Below are 17,990 nucleotides of genomic sequence, written 5' to 3'. Positions count from 1 at the left end.
GGGGACGTCATGGGGATCGCGTTCGTGTGGGTGGGCGGGTGCGTGCTGGTGCTCGTCACGGGGGTCACCTGGATGGTGCGCCGGGCGTGGCGCCGCGCCTGGGACGATCCGGGCATGCGGGCGACCGCGCACCACCCGGGTGCCGGGGCCGGCCGTGGAACGTGGCCGGCCGGGACCGGCGCCGCGCACGGCGGAGCGTCGGCGCACGACACGGGCAACACGCTCCACCAGCCGTCCTGGTGGGAGGGAGGCGCGAGCGGAGGCTCGCCGAGCGACTGTGCCGACCGCAGTTCCAGCGGCAGTTCCGCGTCCTGCGGGAGCGGCTCCTCCTGCGGGAGTTCCTCGTCGTGCGGGAGCGGTTCGTCGTCGTGCGGGAGCGGTTCGTCGTCCTGCGGCAGTTCCTGCTGACTCGAAAGGCACGTCGCTCGCCGTGCCAGGCGGGCGGCGGCCGGACGGTCGTGCGTCCCTCACCCCGCGGGAGACCGGTCCGCCCGGGGGCGGGTCACCCCGCCGCCGGTCCCGGGCGGACCGGGTGTCAGCCTCCCGAGCAGACGGCGCCGTTGAGGCGGAAGGCCGTCGGCTGCGGGTTGGGCCCGTCGTTGGCGCCGACGAAGCCGAACGAGGCCGTGGACCCGCCGTCCGGGGCCAGCGGCCCGGCGCCCTCGGGGGCGGTCACCCGTACGTGCCGGCCGGTCTGGTGGAACGTGGCGTTCCAGCCGGAGGACACCGACTGACGGTCGGTCGGCCAGTCCCAGTCCACGGTCCAGCCGGTGATCGGGGTGTCCGAGAGGTTCCGGAGGGTGACCGTGGCCACGAAGCCGTTGCCCCAGCTCGTGTCGTGGTGGTAGGTCACCGCGCAGGGGGCGTCCGGCGGGCTGCCGGTGGTGAAGGTCAGCGGGGTGGACGGCGCGGAGAGCCGGCCCGAGGCGTCGGCCGCCAGCACGTTGACCGTGTGGGTGCTGCCCGGGGGCAGGTTCCGCAGGGTCACGGACGTGCCGGTGGTCTCGCCCACCACGTGGGTGTGCGCGCCGTCGCGCTCCTGGACCAGGTAGCGGGCGGCGCCCGCGGCGCCCTCCCAGGACAGCTTCGCGGTGGTGTCGGTCACCGCCGCCAGCCGCGGCGTCCCCGGGGCCTCGGCGCCGGAGGCGTCCGGCCCGGTGCCGGCCTGCGGGGTGAGCGTGACGGCGAGCATCCCGTACGGCGGCACGGTGACCCGGGAGGCGGACGCCCCGCCGTCGGTGACGTCGGTGACGTCGCCGTCCCCGCGCGCGTAACGGCTGACCTCGGGTGCGGCGGCGGACGGGGTGAAGCCCGTGTACGCGAGGTCCACGGTGCGGGCGGCGTCCGGGTCCTTGTTGATGAGCAGGACGCTCAGACGTCCGTCACGGCGGTGCACGGCGTGTGCGGAGACGTCCTGCGCGGAGGACGCGGCGGCGACCAGGGTGTCGCCCGCGGTGCCCAGTTCACCGGTCATCTTCATGCCGTAGTAGGGGTGGAACGGCGTGTTGGGCGCCGGCTCGCAGACGTCGCCGGTGCAGGCGCCGCTGGAGAGCATCCCCATGTCGCCGTAGTCCGTCTCGCCGTCGACGGTGGTGATCCGGCCCGCGCCGTTGTGGGTGTTCCACCAGTCGACGGTGAAGACGCCGTTCTCCAGGGCCGTCAGGAACGCGTCGGCGGCGAACAGGCCGTTGGGGCGGGCGGTGAGCATGGCGCCGCCGGTGTTGGTGTTGATCTCGGTGAGGGCGATGCCGATGCGCGGGGAGTCGGCGCCCGCGTACCGGTCGAGCTGGTTGCGCACCTCCCGCAGCTCACCGGGCAGCCTGGTCAGCCTCGTCATGGCGTCCTCGGCGGTGGTGTCGGCGCCGCCCGCGTACCAGTGGACGCTCACGAAGTCGATGACGTCGGTGACCTCGGAGAGCACGGTGTGGTTCCAGTCGCCCGGATCGCCCTCGCCCACGATGCCGTCCGGCCACTCGCCCGGGGTGGTGAGCACCGCGCCGATCTTGACGGTCGGGTCGACGGCCTTCATGGCCTCGGCGTAGGCGCGGACCTGACGGGCGTACTCCCGGGGGCTCTTGTCCTCGTGCTCGTCGTGCTCCCAGCCGCTGCCGTAATGGCCGTTGCCGTAGATCTCGTTGCCGATCTCCCAGTACCGCGCACCGTAGTCCTTGGTGACGTTGGCGTACCGGACCCAGCCGGCCGCCTCCTCCGGTGTGCCGGAGCCGTAGTTGGCGATCAGGATCGGCTGGGCGCCGGCGGCGCGGACGGTGCCCATGAAGGCGTCGAAGCCGGTGCCGGGGGCGACGTATCCGCCGGGCGCCGTGTGCGTCTCCCAGTGGTAGATGTCCGCGTACGAGCCGCCGGGGTAGCGCATCGCCCCGACGTCGGCCGCCTTCATCAGGTCGGCGACCTCGGGATCGTTCATGTGCGCGTCCCAGACGGCCGTGTTGACCCCGCGTGCGGTGTCGGACATGCGGCCCAGTGACGCCTGCGCGTTGACCCGGACGCCGACGTCCGCGGCGGGCTCCTCGGGCGCCGCGGCCGACGCGGCGCCGGCGGTGTTCAGCGGGGACAGCAGGGCGAGCGCGACGGCCAGGGCGGCGGCGACGCGTGCGAGGTGGCGGACGCCGGCACCGGCCGGCCGGCCGGATCTCTGCGGCAAGGACATGGGGGGTCCTCCCTCGGGGTCCGGCGGCACGAACGGGCGGCGGACGCCGGACCGTGCGGCCGGACAAGCGGACTGCCGGCACGGCAACAGGACGTTCCGCGCCGGCGGCACAGGAAGCGGTGCGTGGATGCGGTGCGGTCGTGCACGGGCCGCGCGTGGCGGATTCCGTCGGTGGGAGCGCTCCCATGATGGGAGGGGTGTGACGTCCTGTCAACAGACGGGCCGTCCGCGGGTGTACCGGCCGCCCGTGGCGGCCGTTTCCCGCCGGTGCCGGGACCTGCGGTCAGGAGGTCTTCACGACGCGGAAGGTGAGGCACACGACGGGAGTGCCGTCCTCGACCGGTGCGCCCCCGCTCCTCCAGAAGCCGCGGTGCACCGTGCGCCACTCCTCGAGGGAGGCGTCACCCTCGCCCTCGGCGGCAGCGTGTTCCCACGTGACCTCGACGAAGGGCTTCTGCTCCACCCCCGTGATCTCCAGGACGGCGATCGCGTGACCGTCGTCGTCCAGGAGGGCCATCCGCTCACCGACGGACTCGAGGCCCTCGGCCTCCTCGACGTACTCGGCCGGCAGGCAGGTCGTGGCGGTCTTCCGCCCGGCCAGGACCAGCGAGTCGAGCCGGCCCCGCAGCCCGCCCGAGGTGCCGGGCTCCATCGTGCGCATGCCGTCGACTCGTGGCCGCACAACCCATCGCCTCACTCGATCGCCGGCACGACGGGCGTTGACCGCTTCGGAACGATCATCATGCGCCTCCGGCACGCCACCCCGCGGACCGCGTGGGGAACGGTCGCCGCACCGCCTTCGGGATTCCCCATGAGCCGAGGACCGGTTCACCGCCGCCTCCGGTCGGCCCGGCCGGAGGCATTCGGCCCCGGCACCGGGGCAGACGGCGTGTACGACGGCCCACTGGAACGAACCCGGAAACGAGGGTGACGACATGTCCTTCCCGGAGAACCCCATGCCACGGAACGACCTCACGCAGCCGGGCACGAGACGGGGGAACGGACCGGCGATCGCCGCGCTCGTCCTCGGCATCCTGTCGGTCGTCCTCTTCTGGACCGTCGTCGGCGGTGTCGTGCTCGGTATCCTGGCGCTGGTCCTCGGCATCGTCGGTGCGCGCACGGCGCGTGGCGGCCGGGCCCCGCACGGCACGATGTCCATCGTGGGCGCGGTCCTCGGCGCGTTGGGAACGATCGCGTCCGTCGTGATCATCGCAATCGGTGCGTCGATCCTCAACTCGGACGAGTTCAAGGACTTCAACGACTGCGTCAGGCACGCCGACACGCAGAGCGAGCGCGACGCGTGCGCCAAGGACTTCGACGAGGACATCGACAACTGACCGGGTGACGCCTGCCCCGGCGAGGGCGACCCGTCCGACCGGCGCCGGGAGTCGCGGTTCTTCCGCCGCCGGCCCGTTGGAGTCGGCGCCGACCGGGGAACGAGGCCCTGCCCGATGCGGCCTGCTGCGGGCCGGACGACAGGAGCCGATGACCGGCACTCACGGCAGCGCGAGCCATGGCGCCGCCGCCGGTCCGGTCCGTCCTGGCCGAGCAGGCGGGCGAGTGGGCCGGGTGCCGTCGCCGGACGGCGGTCCCGGTGGTCTTGCCCGGCGTTCGGATCCGGTGCGAGACTTCGGAACCGCCTTCGTCGTCAGAGGAGTTGGTCTTGTCGCCTACGGGAGGACCGTTACGGCCCCTGACCATCCTCTTCGCACCGGAGAGCGCGTACGGGCCGACGAACAACTGCGTGGGGATCGGAGACGTGCTGCGCCGCCGGGGGCACCGTGTGGTGTTCGCCGCGGAGGCGTCCTGGAAGGGCCGCCTCACGCCGCTCGGTTTCGAGGAGGAACTGGTCGATCTGGCTCCGCCGCCCGAACAGCCCCAGGACGCGGGCCAGTTCTGGAAGGACTTCGTACGCGACACCGCGCCCGAGTTCCGGAAGCCGACCCTCGAGCAACTGGGCACCTGGATCAAGCCGGTGTGGGAGGAGTTGGTCTCCGGCGCCCGGTACTGCGAGCCGCGGCTGAAGGAGATCATCGACCGGGTCCGGCCGGATGTGATCGTCGAGGACAACGTCGTGTGCTTCCCGGCGTTGACCACGGCGGGCGTTCCTTTCGTGCGGGTCGTTTCGTGCAACCCCCTGGAGATGAAGGGCGAGCGCGTTCCGCCGCCGTTCTCCGGATACCCGACCGGGGAACGGAGCGGGTGGGACGAGTTCCGCGCCGAGTACGACCGCACGCACCGGAGCCTGTGGAGCGATTTCAACGCCTGGGTGACCGAGCAGGGCGCGCGTCCGCTGCCCGACCTGGAGTTCATCCACGAGGGCGATCTGAACCTGTACGTCTATCCCGAGTCGGCCGACTACACGGACGCCCGCCCGCTGGGCCCCACCTGGCACCGGCTGGACTCCTCGGTCCGCGAGACGCGGGAGAGTTTCACGCTGCCGCCCGTCCTGGCCGACGGCGACGGCGCGCTGATCTATTTCAGCCTCGGCTCGCTCGGCTCGGCCGACGTGGACCTCATGCGCGGGGTCATCGCCTCGCTCGCCCGCACCCCGCACCGCTGCATCGTCTCCAAAGGCCCGCTGCACGAGGAGATCGAGTTGCCGCCGAACATGTGGGGCGAGGAGTTCCTGCCGCAGCCCCGGATCCTCCCGCTCGTCGATCTCGTCATCACGCACGGCGGCAACAACACGACCACCGAGGCCCTGCACTTCGGCAAGCCCATGATCCTGCTGCCGCTGTTCTGGGACCAGCACGACAACGCCCAGCGCATGGCCGAACTGGGGTACGGCGTCCGGCTCGACCCGTACCGCTTCACCGACGCCCGACTCCACGACGCGATCGACCGCCTGCTCGGCGACACGGCTCTGCGACGCACCCTCACCGGGACCGGCGAGACGATCCGGGCGCGCGACGGCCTGCGTACCGCCGCGGACCTGATCGAGCGGGCCGCCACGGGGTGATCCCACCGGTCCTCGGATGAACCTGGGCCCCTGCTCCCGCCCGCTCACGCCCCGCGGCGGACTGCCGACGTGGGCGCGGCACGGTTCTCGCCGGCTGTCCCCTGTCCGCTCACCGCCAGTCCCAGCGGCGCGCCCGCGGCGTCCTCCCGCGCAGTCGCGGACAGCCGTTCCCCCCACTCCCCCGTGCGGGAACCGGGACGCGGAGCCGACGTCCGTCACGGGCCCGTGCGCCGGTGTCCCGGAGCGTGGTCTCCGTGCCGGTCGGAGGCTCGACCGCCCTGTGCGGGTGAGGAGGCGAGGTCGGTGCCGGCCGATCCGCGTCGCGGCGCGCTCCACTGCCCCCGCCGGCCTCCGCACATGGTTGCCCGGTGTCATCGACGGCCTGAGCCGACGGGGATGAGCCGGCCGTCCCCTGCTTGCCGAGGCGGCGCGAGCGCTCATGCGCACTTTCGTGCGCCCGTACCCGCGCTCGTACGGTGCCGCGCCATGTCAGTATCCGCGGAAGAGGCACTCGACCGGCTCAGCACAGAGATCCCCCGTCCGTGTCGATTCGACCGCCGCTCCGGTCACGGACACGAACAAGGCGGCCGCAGCCGTCGACCGGCAGCGTGCACGGAAGCGGGACGAGAGGGAACCGGGTTCCCGCGAATCCGAACTCGAACCGTTACGAGGCGCCGACCGACAGGATCTCGCCCCCACCCCCTGGGACCTGCCGGGCGGGGAGCGTGGAGCGGTCGTCGAGGCGGCCGGCGAGGTCGGCGATCATTTGCCGGGTGTCAGTCATGCGGGTCTCGGTTCCGTGGGTGGGTCAGCGGTCCTTGGCCAGGGCGACGAGGTCGGCGAACTGGCCGCCCGCACCGACCAGGTCGTCGTACGTGCCCTGCTCGACGACGCGGCCTTTGTCCATCACGAGGATGCGGTCGGCCAGCCGGGTGTTCTCCAACTGGTGCGTGACGACGATCGTCACGCACCGGGGTGCGAGACGCTTGATCTGCGTGAAGATCGCGTGCTCGCCGCGGGCGTCCATCTGCGAGGTGGGCTCGTCCAGGATCATGAGCGGCGTCTGCCGGTACAGCGCGCGGCCGCACACGAGCCGCTGCCACTGGCCGCCCGACAGTTCGGCGCCGCCGAACAGCTCCCGGGCCAGCAGGGTGTCGAGCCGGCGGGGCAGTCTCTCGATCTCCTCGCGCATGCCGACGGCGTCGACGGCGTCCCACACCGGCTCGTCGTCCTGGGTGCGCGGCTGGCCCAGAGTGATGTTCTCGCGGGCCCGCAACGGCCAGCACGCGAAGTTCTGGGGGACCAGTGAGGTGCGGCTCCACACGCAGTCGGGGTCCGCGTCGGCGAGATCGACGCCGTCCCACAGGACGCGCCCTTTGTCGGCGAGCACGATCCCGGTGATGAGCCTGGTCAGGGTGGACTTGCCGGAACCGTTCGCGCCGACGACGGCCAGGATCTCGCCGCGGCGCAGAGTCAAGGAGACACCTGCGACGGCCGGATCCTCCTTGCCGGGGTAGTGGTAGACGGCTTCCTCGATACGGATCTCGTCGATCCGCTCCGGGATCGTCAGCTCACCCCGCTTCGGGGCGCGTTCGCGTGCGAGGTCGAGGAATGCCCGCATGTCGGCGAGGTAGAGCGAGGTGTGGAACAGGGCAGCGCCGTTGATGACGACCTGGGAGAGCGCGGCGAGCGCGGTCTGGACGGCGACCACCGCGGTGGCCGCGACGGGCAGCGCGATACGGCCGGTGACGGCAAGGCCGGCGAGGGTCGCCCAGGTGCACATCAGGAAGAAGCCGCCCAGGGCGCTGGTGGACGACTGGATGCGCAGCATCTGCGGCGCCGCTTCCAGGGTGCGCCGGTCGATGCGGTCGGACAGGGCTTGGTACCAGTAGATCTGGTAGCCGGTCATGCCGTTGGCGCGGATCTCGTCGCCGAAGCGGGAGTGGGTGGCCCAGCTGCGCATCATGGCGCGTACGTTGCGGTCGCCGAGGTTGAGGAAGTGCGTGCGGTAGTCGACGCGGGCCGACAGCACGGCTCCGACGCCGGCGGGCAGCACGGCCAGGAGAAGCACCGGCAGCATCAGCGGGTGCAGTGCGGTGACGACCCCGCCGGCGGCGATCATGCGGATCAGGGCGGACATGAACCGCTGCGCGTCCTGCACCATCAGGCGTGTGCGGGTGACGCCGATCTCGGCCGCCTCCTGCTGGTCGGCGAAACCGTCCCTCCCGTAGGCGGACGACTCCACGCGCAGGACGGCGGAGACGAGCGCGACGTCGGCTTCGGTGGTCAGCAGGGGCGTGATGCGTCCATCCGCGTACGAGGACAGGAGGCTGCAGACCCGGCCGGCGCCCGCGGCCAGGGTCACCATGATCAAGGCGGGGACCGCTCCGTGCAGCCGTTCGGAAACGGTGCCGCCGCCGAGGACGTGCGTCATGGCGCGGGCGGTGGAGGCCAGGACGACAGCGGCGGCGACGCCGGTGAGCACCTGGCACACCAGGAGGAGAACGGAGCCTGCCCTGTCGACGGCCCACGCCTTGCGGGCGGTGTGGGCCAGTACGGAGGGCAAGCGTCGGCACATCGCCCCGAAGCCGGCTCCTTCCAGTGGGTTCTTGCCGAACTTGCCCTCGAAGCTGATGGTGGCCGGCGGTGGCGGGGGAGGCGTGTCGGGGGTCTTCGTCGAGGCGGCGGTCACAGTCACCTGGTCCCTCCGTGAGGTCGGTGCCGTACCTGGGCGGTTCGGCAGTGCACGGCTTAACGACGCCGACCGGGATTCGAACGCGCTCGATTCCGGACGGCGTGGATCCCTTGCGCCGCACGGCCCGTATGGCCCTGGGCCCGCTGTACCGCTCCTGGGCGGCGGCCCACCATGGCCGAATCGCCGACGTTCGGAACTCTTGTGACGCATGAGGTTTCAAGCGGCCGACCGCCCACGACCGGCCTACGGGCCGACTGGCGCCTGGCGGACGGCACGTTCGTCGAAGCCCTGGGCCTCATGACGAAGGAGGCGTACGCGGCGAAGCTCGCGTGCACACGGGAACCGGCCCGCCATCACGGCCTGCGTCTGGTCACCGTCACGGCCGAGGACCTGGACCGCCTCCCGGAGGTCTTCGCGGCCCGGACGCCACTCGTTTTGACCACCGTCGATCCCTGAACCGGCTTTCCACGAACTGGCATGGCGGCCGCACGCATAGCCGACCCCCGAACTATGTTGCCCCGCCACATGTGCGCCTGACCTGCGGATTCCTACGGTGTGGCGACACGCAAACGTCCCCGTCACACCCCAGGAAGTGGCGCCGATGTCGTCGCCCGCAACCGCTCCACCCGCCCGCAACCGCTCCACCGGCCCCGAACAACCTCAAGCACATCGTCGCCGCGTCCCTCATCGGCACCACCGTCGAGTGGTACGACAACTCATCCGATCGGAGCTAGGACCTGCGGTTTTCCGTGATTCCGGCTTTCGAAGCCGGCACGGAACCAGCACGGGGTCCGTGGCGTGCCGACTCGGTGCCGGCCGACCTGCGCCACAGCGCGCTCCGCTGCCCCCGACGGCCTCCGCACATGGTTGCTCGGTGTCACCACAGCATGAGCGGACAGGGACAGGAGATCGTCTCGTTCGGTTCTCCGGGAGGTTGGGAGGGCAGCCTGCGGCTGCCGTGGCGTGGAGGGTCACATACCGCGGTCCGGCCCGTTCCATGGCTCCGGGCGTTCGTCAGCGGTCATCGGAAGTCGGCACAGCTGTACCGGGCCGGGGTAGAAGGCAAAGGTATGGGGGCCAGTCATGTCTTCGCCGATGAGGTAGCGGTAGAGCCATTCTGCGAAGCTCATTTCGAACCGAGCCCAGCTGCCTTCGCCGTCTTCAGCCAGGAGCCCAGGGGCCGCATCGTCCGCAGCCACGAGGAACAGCGTCTCGCCTCGGTCGGTGCTCGCGATCGGCCACAGCCCGTTGCGGGTGCCGAAGCTCAACTCCGTGAGGCCGAACAGCAGGCGAGGGTCCTCGTCCGGGTCGAGGTCGTCCCAGGAGACCTCGGACCAAGCACGGATGGCGTCCTGTATGTCCTGGCCCGGATTCCAGCGTTCGGTCGCGGGGTGGTGCGGGTACAGGTGGCCGTTGGGCTGGATGGGAGCGTATGCGTCCACGAGGGTCTGATAGTCGGTCGGCAGCCGGATGCCGCGTTCTGCGTGGAGCCGGTCCCAGGCGGAGGGGTCCGCGTAACGGTTCCGGGCCGGGCCGAGCATCGCCATGGCGGCGGCCAGGTAGTCGGTCATGGCGTTCCTCGCTGGCTTGTGTCGTCTTTGCGACAGGATCATCCCAGCGCGGAGGTCTCGCCGGTCAGGCTGCCAGCCTGCGATAGCAGATCAGAGCGGCGGCGTTGTCGGCGAAGGCCAGGAAGCGTTCGTCCTTGCGCCCGTATCGGCGGTGCAGACGGCGGCACCCGGACAGTCATGCCACCGTGCGCTCCACGGTCCAACGGTGACGGCCGAGGCGTTGGGAGGATTCGATGCCTCCTGGCGCGTTGTTGGACACCGACGTCGCAGTCGTCCGCCGCAACCAACCCGGCCGACCAGGGCAGCGGCTTCGTCCCGCAACCGAAGAGGTGGATCGTGGAGCAGGTCAACGGCACGTCGATGCTGCACCGCAGACCGGCCCGCGAGTACGATCACCGGCCCGACACGTCCGCCTCGCGCATCCACTGGGCCTCGATCGCGAACATGACCCGCCGCCTCACCACACCGAGTCCGGCCTGGCGCGACACCCTCGGACCGGCCACGTGAGCGTCATCGAGCTCCTGGCCGACCTCCAGGCCCAGCAGGACAAGACCGCAGCCCGTGCCGACGAACTGCGTGATCGGATCCAGCACTTGACCGCCGCCCTGGCCAAGACCGAAGCACGACTCGCGAACCTGGTCACCACCTGGAAGGTCATCGCCGAACTCGCACCGGCTTCAGGCCAACCCGCACCGCCCGAGACGAACACCGCCCACCAGGCCATCGTGAACACCTTCGACCAGCATCCCGATCAAGAGTTCCGAGCCCATGAACCGCACGAACGCCTCGGCATGCCCACCGACGAGGCATCCGTCGACATCACCCGCAGCCGCCTCGGACGCCTCACCCGCCAAGGCTTCCTCACTCAACCCGGACGAGGCCGCTACCAGAAGCGGACTTGACGTCCACTGAGAGCCACCGGTCGAGTCCCAGCACTGCCCCGGTACTGACGTGAGCGAGCCGTCGGCCGGATGTCAGTCGGCTGACGGAGGCTGTCGGCACGGTGGCCGAGCCATTCTCGTGGAGACATCGAATCCGCCCGGTACCCGGGCGTTACCACGAGGAACGGACCATGAACACCATCGCGCAGCACTGGATCAACGGACAGTGGACCGGCTCCGGGTCGGTTCTGGAATCGGTCAACCCGGCCGACGGCACCGTCGTCGGCTCGTACTACGACGGTGGCGAGGCAGAGGCCTCGGCCGCCGTGGACGCAGCCGCCGCCGCGTTCGAGACCACCGAATGGGCGCGCACTCCCTCGCTCCGGGCGACCGCACTCAGCCGGCTGGCCGATGCCCTCGAGGCCCGGGTACCCGAGGTCGCGGCCATGTTGTCCCGGGAGAACGGCAAACTGCTGGGTGAGACCACGTGGGAGGTCAGCGGTGCAGTCGGGTGGCTGCGGTACGCGGCGGCCTCTGTGCGCACCCAGACCGCCGGGCGCGCCGCCGAGACGGCACCCGGCCAGTACACCCACTCGGTGCCCGAGCCGCTCGGTGTCGCCGGGATCATTTCTCCCTGGAACTCCCCCATCATGCTGACCGTGCGGGCACTGGGCCCGGCGCTGGCCGCCGGCTGCACCGTCGTGGTCAAACTTCCGGCTCAGACGGCACTGACCAATGAGCTTTTCGCGCAGGTCCTGGCCTCGGTCCCGGAGATCCCGGCGGGCGTGGTCAGCGTGTTCACCGAGTCCGGCAACACCGGGGCCCCGTTCCTGGTCTCCTCGGACAAGGTCGACGTGATCAACTACACCGGCAGTACGCCGGTCGGGCGCCATATCGCGGCCGCGGCCTCCACCACACTCAAGCGGCTCGGTCTGGAACTGGGCGGCAAGGCGCCCATGGTGATCTTTCCCGACGCCGATCTGGACATGGTGATCCCCACCGTGGTGCAGTCGCTGGTGCTGATGAACGGGCAGTTCTGCTGCACCGGCTCCCGTGTACTGGTCCACCGGGACATCGCCGACCAGGTACGCACTCGGCTTACCGCCGCGCTCGCGCAGGTGCGGCTCGGGTCGGGCGACGACGAGAAGGCCCAGCTCGGCCCGGTGATCGACCGGGCGTCCGCCCAGCGGGTGGACGCGATCGTCGAGGAAGCCACCTCGTACGGCACGGTACTGCTGCGCGGCGGTGTGGTCACCGACGGTCCGCTGGCCGCCGGCGCGTTCTACCGGCCGAGCCTGATCGAGGTGGACCGCACCGACGTCCGGATCGTGCAGGAAGAGGTCTTCGGCCCGGTCCAGACGTTCGAGATCTTCGACGACGAGGACGACGCCGTGACCAAGGCGAACGCCACCATCTACGGTCTGGCCGCCTCGGTGTTCAGCTCGGACTCGATGAAGGCCCGCCGGATCGCCCGGCGCATCCGCACCGGCACCGTATGGATCAACACCTGGGGAGCCATCAGCGAGGACTTCGAGGAGGGCGGCGTCAAGGGAAGCGGTTACGGCTACCTGTGCGGCCCGCGCGCGATCGAGGAGTTCCAGGCCCTCAAGGTGTACGTGGAGCAGGACCACACCCAGTCCGCTCACTGATCGGATCATGACCTGGCCCGGCGCCCACCTGGGCACCGGGCCGTCCCCTGCGCGGGAAGGTTGCGCCAGGCGTCGATTCTGATCACCGGAGCGACGAACGGTCCTGGTCTCGCTTTGGCGGAGGAGCTTGCACAAGCCGTGCACCAATTGCTTCCGCACGGTCGTGCCTCGCAGCGACCGGTGCCGATCGCGCAGCGTTTCGGGGCCGAGCATTACATCGCCGACCTGTCCGCTCCGGCCGAGACCCAGCGACTCGCGGCCGAAGTGGCGGCACGGCACGGTCGCCTCGACGTGCCGGTCAACAACGCGGGTGTGGGCTTCACCTGGAACGGCACCATCCGAAGCATGTCAGCGGACGGATACCAGCAGCGGCCGGCGGTGGACCATCTGGGCCCTGTGCTGATCACCCGGCAACTGCTGCCGCCGTTGCGCTCGGGCAGCCCATCACGCAGCGCCGACATCGCCTCGGTCGCGCAGGAACCGATGGAATCAAAACGATACGCAGCATGTCGATGTGGAGTGGTCCATGAACGAGAGAACTGTTTCCCATGCCTACGGTGCCGACGATCCTGGACTGCCAAGCCCACCGGCAGTGACAGACATCCGGCACACGCTCCGGGCGCAGAGCCGGAACGCGTTCGCGAACGCCGAACCCCGGCTCGGCCCCACCGTTCCGGCCGCCGTCCGGCGTTGGAAGCTGTGGCTCCTCACCGTGTGCGGTATCTACCCCACCATCGTCCTGCTGGGCCTGGCCACGAATCCTGTTCTGGAGGATCTGTACCTGCCGGTGCGACTCGCCGTACTCGTCCCGGCGGCGGCAGCAGCGATGGTCTGGCAGATCAATCCCCGACTGCAGCGGTACTTCGGAGCTTGGCTCACCAGATGACAAGCAGCCCGGCTCCGCCGCCGGTGTGCTCCGCGGCGCCCGCACACCACAGACCACTGCGCAGGCTCACGGCGCGAGGCCGCGACGAGACCCACCGCGGCGTCTCCTCACTGGAGCTCTTCTTCGACCTGTGCTTCATCGTGGCCCTGGCCCAGGCAGGCGCCCAGTTGGTGCACGCCATGGTCGAGGGACACACGGGCGAGGGGATCCTCAACTACTTGATGATCTTCTTCGCCATCTGGTGGGCGTGGATGAACTTCACGTGGTTCGCCTCGGCTTACGACAACGACGACGTGCTGTACCGGATCGTCACGCTGATCCAGACAGCCGGCGTGCTCGTCCTGACGGCAGGCGTCTCCCAGGCGTTCGAGGAACACGCGTACCTGGTCGTCGTCCTGGGCTATGTCATCATGCGGCTCGCCATGACGGCGCAGTGGCTGCGCGTGGCGCGGTCGAGCCGGGGCCCCGAGCGGACGATGGCGCTGCGGTACGCCATCGGGCTGTGCCGGATCGGCTGGCTGGGGCTACTGGCCCTGCCGGAGGCCGGCCGCCCGTGGGCCTTCCTGGTGATGGCGCTGCTGGAGATGGCCGTACCGCTGTATGCGGAGCGGGCCCACCCCACGCCGTGGCACCCCCACCACATCGCCGAACGGTACGGCCTGCTCACGCTCATCGTGCTCGGCGAGACCATCGCGGCGGCCACCGTCGCCGTGAAGTCGGGGATCGACGAGCACGAGGCCCTGGGTGAGTTGCTGCCCATCGCCGCCGGCGGACTGCTGATCATCTTCGCCGCCTGGTGGGTGTACTTCGCGGTCCCCATCCACGGGCACCTCCGGTCCAACCGGCAGTCCTTCCTCTGGGGCTACGGCCATTACCTGATCTTCGTCTCGGGTGCCGCGATCGGGGCCGGCCTGGAGGTGGCGGTGGAGCAGGCGGTGGGCAAGACGCACCTTTCGGCGCTGTCGGCGTCGGCGGCGGTGACGCTGCCGACAGCGCTGTTCCTGCTCACGGTGTGGGCGCTGCACTCGCGCTTCTACAAGGTGGGGATCGCCCAGCAGTCGGTGCTGCCGGCCACGGCGCTGCTGGTGGTCGTCTGTACGTTCCTGGGTCACTGGGCGGTGCTCGCGGCGGGGCTGGTGGCGGCGCTGGCGGTGGCGGCCGGGGTGACGCTGACGGCGCTCGGGGCGAGCCCGGAGCGCGGGAGGGGCGAGGAAGGCGTCGCGGTGCCAGTTCTGTGAGGGAACCCTCGCCGCCGCGGGAACCTGGCCGGCACGGCGTACGACGGCGCCCGTGCCGTGCGCCCGGTGCACCTGCTCGACGACGGCGACACGTTGTTCACGCCGACGACGGGGACGCACCCGCTCGGCACCGCGAACCCGCCGGCCCTGGACAACGTCCTCACGGCGGGGCGCGGACGCGGTGCCCCACGCGACCGTACGCGCTGTGGGCACCGCCCAGTGGGTCGCGCACTCATCGACGGAGCCGAGACCACCAAGGTCCCCAACGCCGCTGCGGCCGCCGACGTCGACGCCACCCACATCACCGTCATCAGCCAACTCGAAGGGCTCCCCGGGAAGGCTGACTGCCCTTGGTGCTGCCGTTGCGGTGGGGCTGCAGCGCCCGACGGGTGTTCTGCAGGATCTTCGTTCGGGAGCTGCGGGTGTCGGCGAAGCCGATGGCTTCAGGCTCCGTTTGCCGGTGGGTGCAATACTTCCTGGTCAGGTGCGTGGCTAGTGTTTCGACTGCTTCGCGAGGCAGGACGAGGGACGCGGCGGATGTGGGCGAAGTCAGGGACAGGCATGGGCGTCGGCCCGACCGGGCTGGTCGGCCGGGAGGGCGAGCTCGCCGAGCTTGCGGCGTTCCTGGACACGGCCGGAATGGACGGAGCCGTCCTGCTGCTCACCGGTGATCCGGGCGTGGGGAAGACGGCGCTCCTGGACGCGACCGCCGAGCTGGCGGTGGCGAAGGGAGTGCGGGTCGTCCGCGGGAGCGGTGTCGAGTACGAGACGGACATCAGCTTCGCGGGGCTCCATCAGCTCGTCGGCTCGCTGCCGGACGAGCTCGGTCGTCTGCCGCGTTCCATGCGGGAGGCCCTCGAGGTCGCCCTCGGTCTCGGCGCCGGTCCCGCGCCGAGCCGGATCGCCGTCCTGAACGCGGCACTGTCCCTGTTCGACGAGGCCGCGAAGGAGCGGCCGTTGCTCCTCGTGGTCGATGACCTTCATGTCGTCGACCAGGCGAGCCGGGCCGCGGTGGGTTTCGTCGCCAGAAGACTCGGGGGCCGCCGCATCGGGCTGCTCGGAGCGCAGCGGGCGGAGTCCGGCGAATCCTTCCGGTCCACCGGTCTGTCGGAGCTCGAGGTCGCGCCGCTGGGTGACGCGGACGCCCTGCGGCTGCTGTCCCGACGCTTTGCTCACCTTCCCCGCCGGGTTCTTTCCACCGTGGCCCACGAGGCGCAGGGAAATCCCCTGGCGCTGCTCGAGTTCGCCGGGTCCACCGGGGTGTCCGGCGACCAACACGGCCAAGGGTCGGGGTGGGTGAGCGGCCCGGGGCGGGATGTCCGCGCTCTGTACGGCGCCCGCGTCGGACGACTGCCGCGGAGCACCCGCGACCTGCTGCTGCTCGCGGCTCTGGAGGGCTCCGGCGACATCGGCGTCCTTGAGGCGGCCGGCGGGCCGGGCAGCCTGGGGGAACTCGCTCCCGCGGAGCGTGACCACCTGGTCATGGTCACGGAGAACGGCCGCGCGGTGCGCTTCAGGCATCCGCTGGTCAGGTCCGCGGTGGTCGACGGTTCCACCGGTGAACAGCGGCGCGGCGCCCACCGCCGGCTGGCCGACGCGCTGGCCGGCCAGCCCGAGCGGCGCGGTGATCACCTCGCGAGAGCCACGACGGCGCCCGACGAGGCGGTAGCCGCCGTCGTGGAGTCGGCGGCCCGGAGCAGCCTGCGGCGCGGTGACGCCGACGGCGCGATAGCGAGATTGCGGCGCGCGGCCGAGCTGAGCCCCGACCGAGCGGACCGCAGGCGCCGCCTTTCGCAGGCCGCCTATGCCGCTGCCTGGGTGGCGGGCCATCTGGAGGTCAGCCACGAGATCATGCGTGAGGTCGAGGGCAATCCGGCGGCCCGGTCGCTCTCGGCGGCCGCGACGGCCGGCTTCCTGGTGCTCGTCACGGAAGGCGACGCCGATACGGCCCACGCACTCCTGATGGAGGCGGTCGAGCAGGCCCCGGTGATGCCCGGCCCGCCGCATGAGGAGCTGGAGACCGCGCTGTTCACCCTCACCCTCGCCAGCCAGTACTCGGGCCGGCCCGAGCACTGGCGGCCCCTGGTCGACGTGCTCGCCCGGTTCCCCGAGGCGGCGCCCGCCGCCGCGGCGTCGCTGGGGCGCGTCCACCACGGCCTCGGCTCCGTCACCGACGGCATGCTGCGCCGCCTGGACGAGGAGATCGCGCGGCTGCGGGACCAGAGTGACGCCGACGTGGTCATCCGCACCGCCCTGACCGCCTCGTACCTCGACCGGCTGCCGGGCTGTCGCGAGGCCGTGTCCCGGGTCATACGCGAGGGCGGCGCGGTGGGCTCGAGCATGCCGGCCCTGATGTTCGTCGCCCTGGACGACTTGTACGTCGGCCGGTGGCAGGCGTCGGCCGACGCCGCGGACGAGCTCGTCGCACTGTCCGAGGAGACGGGGTACCACCTGTTCGCCCAGGTGGGGCACTACGTCGCCGCGATGGCCGCGGCCCAGCGCGGCGACCTCGACGCGTGCCGGGAGCACTGCGAGGACATCTGGGGCTGGTCGGGGCCCAGGGGCCTGCGGCGGTTGGAGAACTGCGCCCACCAGGCGGCGGCCCGGGCGGCCCTCGGCGCCGCCGACTTCGAGACGGCCTTCCGGCACGCCACGGCGATCTGCGCCCCCGGTGTGCTGCCGCCGTTCAGCCCCGAGGCCGTGTGGTCCGCGCCGGACCTCGTCGAGGCCGCCGTGCGCACCGGGCGGCACGCGGAGGCGCGGCGGCACGCGGACGCGCTGCGCGAGGCCGGTGTCGGTCACCTCTCGTCGCGGTTCGCGCTGAGTTCGGCCACGGTCACGGCGATGACATCGGCTGCCGAGGACATGGTCCGGTGCTTCGAGGAGGCGCTCGGACTGCCGGGCGTCGGGCAGTGGCCCTTCGAGGTCGGCCGTGCTCATCTGGCGTACGGCGAGGGGCTGCGCCGTCAGGGGCTCAACCGCGACGCGCGGGTGCAGCTGGCCGCCGCCCGCGGCCGCTTCGAGGAGCTCGGGGCCCGTTCGTGGGAGGCCCGGGCCACGGCGGAGCTCCGCGCCACCGGGCTGACGCGGGCCGGCCGGGGCAAGGCCGGTGAGGCCCTCACCCCGCAGGAGCTGGAGGTCGCCAGGCTGGCGGCGACGGGGCTGTCGAACCCGCAGATCGCGTCACGTCTGTTCCTCTCGCCGCGGACCGTGTCGTCGCATCTCTACCGTGTGTTCCCGAAGCTGGGGGTCACGTCGCGGGCCGGGCTCCGCGACGCTCTGGAGGCGCTGCCTCCCGAGCCTCCGGCCGCCCGGCGGTGAGAGCCGCCGGTCGGGTCCCAGCACTGCCCCGGTACTGACGTGAGCGAGCCGTCGGCCGGATGTCAGTCGGCTGACGGAGGCTGACGGCACGCCGGCCGGGCCATCCTCGTGGAGACATC

At 71.3% G+C, this 17,990-nt stretch carries 13 protein-coding genes and 2 pseudogenes; 10 read left to right on the top strand and 5 right to left on the bottom strand.

Annotated features, from left to right (window positions below; translation table 11 throughout):
- Window positions 1-535 precede the first annotated feature (535 nt).
- Both ADK41_RS17000 and ADK41_RS16995 read right to left on the bottom strand, forming a co-directional pair.
- Window positions 536-2,668 carry a cellulose binding domain-containing protein gene (locus tag ADK41_RS17000; protein WP_030831050.1) on the bottom strand — a complete coding sequence of 711 codons (2,133 nt, stop codon included), beginning with the start codon at window positions 2,666-2,668 and terminating at the stop codon, window positions 536-538.
- Between the two features lie 283 nt (window positions 2,669-2,951).
- On the bottom strand, window positions 2,952-3,329 hold the full coding sequence (locus tag ADK41_RS16995) for an ASCH domain-containing protein (protein ID WP_199822407.1): 378 nt from the start codon (window positions 3,327-3,329) through the stop codon (window positions 2,952-2,954).
- 295 nt (window positions 3,330-3,624) lie between these two features.
- On the opposite strand from ADK41_RS16995, the gene ADK41_RS16990 reads away from it, so the two are divergent.
- Both ADK41_RS16990 and ADK41_RS16985 read left to right on the top strand, forming a co-directional pair.
- Window positions 3,625-4,005 (top strand): DUF4190 domain-containing protein, encoded by a 381-nt coding sequence (locus tag ADK41_RS16990; RefSeq protein ID WP_234318934.1) that lies wholly within the window; start codon window positions 3,625-3,627, stop codon window positions 4,003-4,005.
- 407 nt (window positions 4,006-4,412) lie between these two features.
- A complete protein-coding gene (locus tag ADK41_RS16985; RefSeq protein WP_234318933.1) occupies window positions 4,413-5,630 on the top strand; it encodes a nucleotide disphospho-sugar-binding domain-containing protein in 1,218 nt (405 codons plus the stop codon).
- An 808-nt stretch (window positions 5,631-6,438) separates the two neighbouring features.
- On the opposite strand, the gene ADK41_RS16980 is transcribed toward ADK41_RS16985, so the two are convergent.
- Complete coding sequence (locus tag ADK41_RS16980) at window positions 6,439-8,328, bottom strand: ATP-binding cassette domain-containing protein (protein WP_380956357.1); 1,890 nt, start codon at window positions 8,326-8,328, stop codon at window positions 6,439-6,441.
- 198 nt (window positions 8,329-8,526) lie between these two features.
- Here ADK41_RS16980 and ADK41_RS16975 point away from each other — a divergent pair, with 198 nt between their 5' ends.
- Window positions 8,527-8,781, top strand: coding sequence for a hypothetical protein (locus ADK41_RS16975; RefSeq protein ID WP_053635877.1), 255 nt, complete (start codon window positions 8,527-8,529; stop codon window positions 8,779-8,781).
- Window positions 8,782-9,296: 515 nt separating this feature from the next.
- Here the strand turns inward: ADK41_RS16975 and ADK41_RS16970 are convergent.
- Together ADK41_RS16970 and ADK41_RS42130 are read right to left on the bottom strand one after the other, a co-directional pair.
- Window positions 9,297-9,896 carry a hypothetical protein gene (locus ADK41_RS16970; protein WP_030831037.1) on the bottom strand — a complete coding sequence of 200 codons (600 nt, stop codon included), beginning with the start codon at window positions 9,894-9,896 and terminating at the stop codon, window positions 9,297-9,299.
- Between the two features lie 64 nt (window positions 9,897-9,960).
- A pseudogene (locus tag ADK41_RS42130) lies at window positions 9,961-10,134 on the bottom strand (IS5/IS1182 family transposase); the annotation flags it as partial.
- A 98-nt stretch (window positions 10,135-10,232) separates the two neighbouring features.
- On the opposite strand from ADK41_RS42130, the gene ADK41_RS41710 reads away from it, so the two are divergent.
- The 7 genes and pseudogenes from ADK41_RS41710 to ADK41_RS16940 all read left to right on the top strand — a co-directional run bounded on the left by ADK41_RS41710 (window position 10,233) and on the right by ADK41_RS16940 (window position 17,871).
- Complete coding sequence (locus tag ADK41_RS41710; RefSeq protein WP_158717691.1) at window positions 10,233-10,403, top strand: hypothetical protein; 171 nt, start codon at window positions 10,233-10,235, stop codon at window positions 10,401-10,403.
- Window positions 10,400-10,798 carry a hypothetical protein gene (locus tag ADK41_RS16960; protein WP_030831034.1) on the top strand — a complete coding sequence of 133 codons (399 nt, stop codon included), beginning with the start codon at window positions 10,400-10,402 and terminating at the stop codon, window positions 10,796-10,798. The genes ADK41_RS41710 and ADK41_RS16960 overlap by 4 nt, the downstream gene beginning before the upstream one ends.
- A gap of 170 nt (window positions 10,799-10,968) precedes the next feature.
- Entirely contained in the window at window positions 10,969-12,426 is a 1,458-nt protein-coding gene (locus ADK41_RS16955; protein WP_199822406.1) for an aldehyde dehydrogenase family protein, read from the top strand.
- Between the two features lie 60 nt (window positions 12,427-12,486).
- Window positions 12,487-12,936, top strand: a pseudogene (locus ADK41_RS44275) (SDR family NAD(P)-dependent oxidoreductase); the annotation flags it as partial.
- Window positions 12,937-13,018: 82 nt separating this feature from the next.
- Window positions 13,019-13,312: a hypothetical protein gene (locus ADK41_RS43215; RefSeq protein ID WP_234318932.1), complete on the top strand. Its 294-nt coding sequence runs from the start codon at window positions 13,019-13,021 to the stop codon at window positions 13,310-13,312.
- A complete protein-coding gene (locus ADK41_RS43210) occupies window positions 13,309-14,550 on the top strand; it encodes a low temperature requirement protein A (RefSeq protein WP_030831026.1) in 1,242 nt (413 codons plus the stop codon). Before ADK41_RS43215 ends, ADK41_RS43210 begins: the two co-directional genes overlap by 4 nt.
- A 561-nt stretch (window positions 14,551-15,111) precedes the next feature.
- The gene (locus ADK41_RS16940; protein ID WP_234318931.1) at window positions 15,112-17,871 is read left to right on the top strand and encodes a helix-turn-helix transcriptional regulator; all 2,760 of its coding nucleotides are present in this window, start codon (window positions 15,112-15,114) and stop codon (window positions 17,869-17,871) included.
- Window positions 17,872-17,990: the final 119 nt, after the last annotated feature.

This window comes from Streptomyces caelestis, from assembly GCF_001279005.1.
Lineage (GTDB): Bacteria > Actinomycetota > Actinomycetes > Streptomycetales > Streptomycetaceae > Streptomyces > Streptomyces heliomycini.
Note: the sequence above shows the minus strand (reverse complement) of the source record. Positions and strands in the feature narration are given on the sequence as shown.

Excerpts from the sequence above, each read along its gene's own strand:
- ADK41_RS17000 (WP_030831050.1), bottom strand. The coding sequence starts at position 2,668 with ATGTCCTTGCCGCAGAGATCCGGCCGGCCGGCCGGTGCCGGCGTCCGC.
- ADK41_RS16995 (WP_199822407.1), bottom strand. The coding sequence starts at position 3,329 with ATGCGCACGATGGAGCCCGGCACCTCGGGCGGGCTGCGGGGCCGGCTC.
- ADK41_RS16990 (WP_234318934.1), top strand. The coding sequence starts at position 3,625 with ATGCCACGGAACGACCTCACGCAGCCGGGCACGAGACGGGGGAACGGA.
- ADK41_RS16970 (WP_030831037.1), bottom strand. The coding sequence starts at position 9,896 with ATGACCGACTACCTGGCCGCCGCCATGGCGATGCTCGGCCCGGCCCGG.
- ADK41_RS16955 (WP_199822406.1), top strand. The coding sequence starts at position 10,969 with ATGAACACCATCGCGCAGCACTGGATCAACGGACAGTGGACCGGCTCC.
- ADK41_RS43210 (WP_030831026.1), top strand. The coding sequence starts at position 13,309 with ATGACAAGCAGCCCGGCTCCGCCGCCGGTGTGCTCCGCGGCGCCCGCA.
- ADK41_RS16940 (WP_234318931.1), top strand. The coding sequence starts at position 15,112 with ATGGGCGTCGGCCCGACCGGGCTGGTCGGCCGGGAGGGCGAGCTCGCC.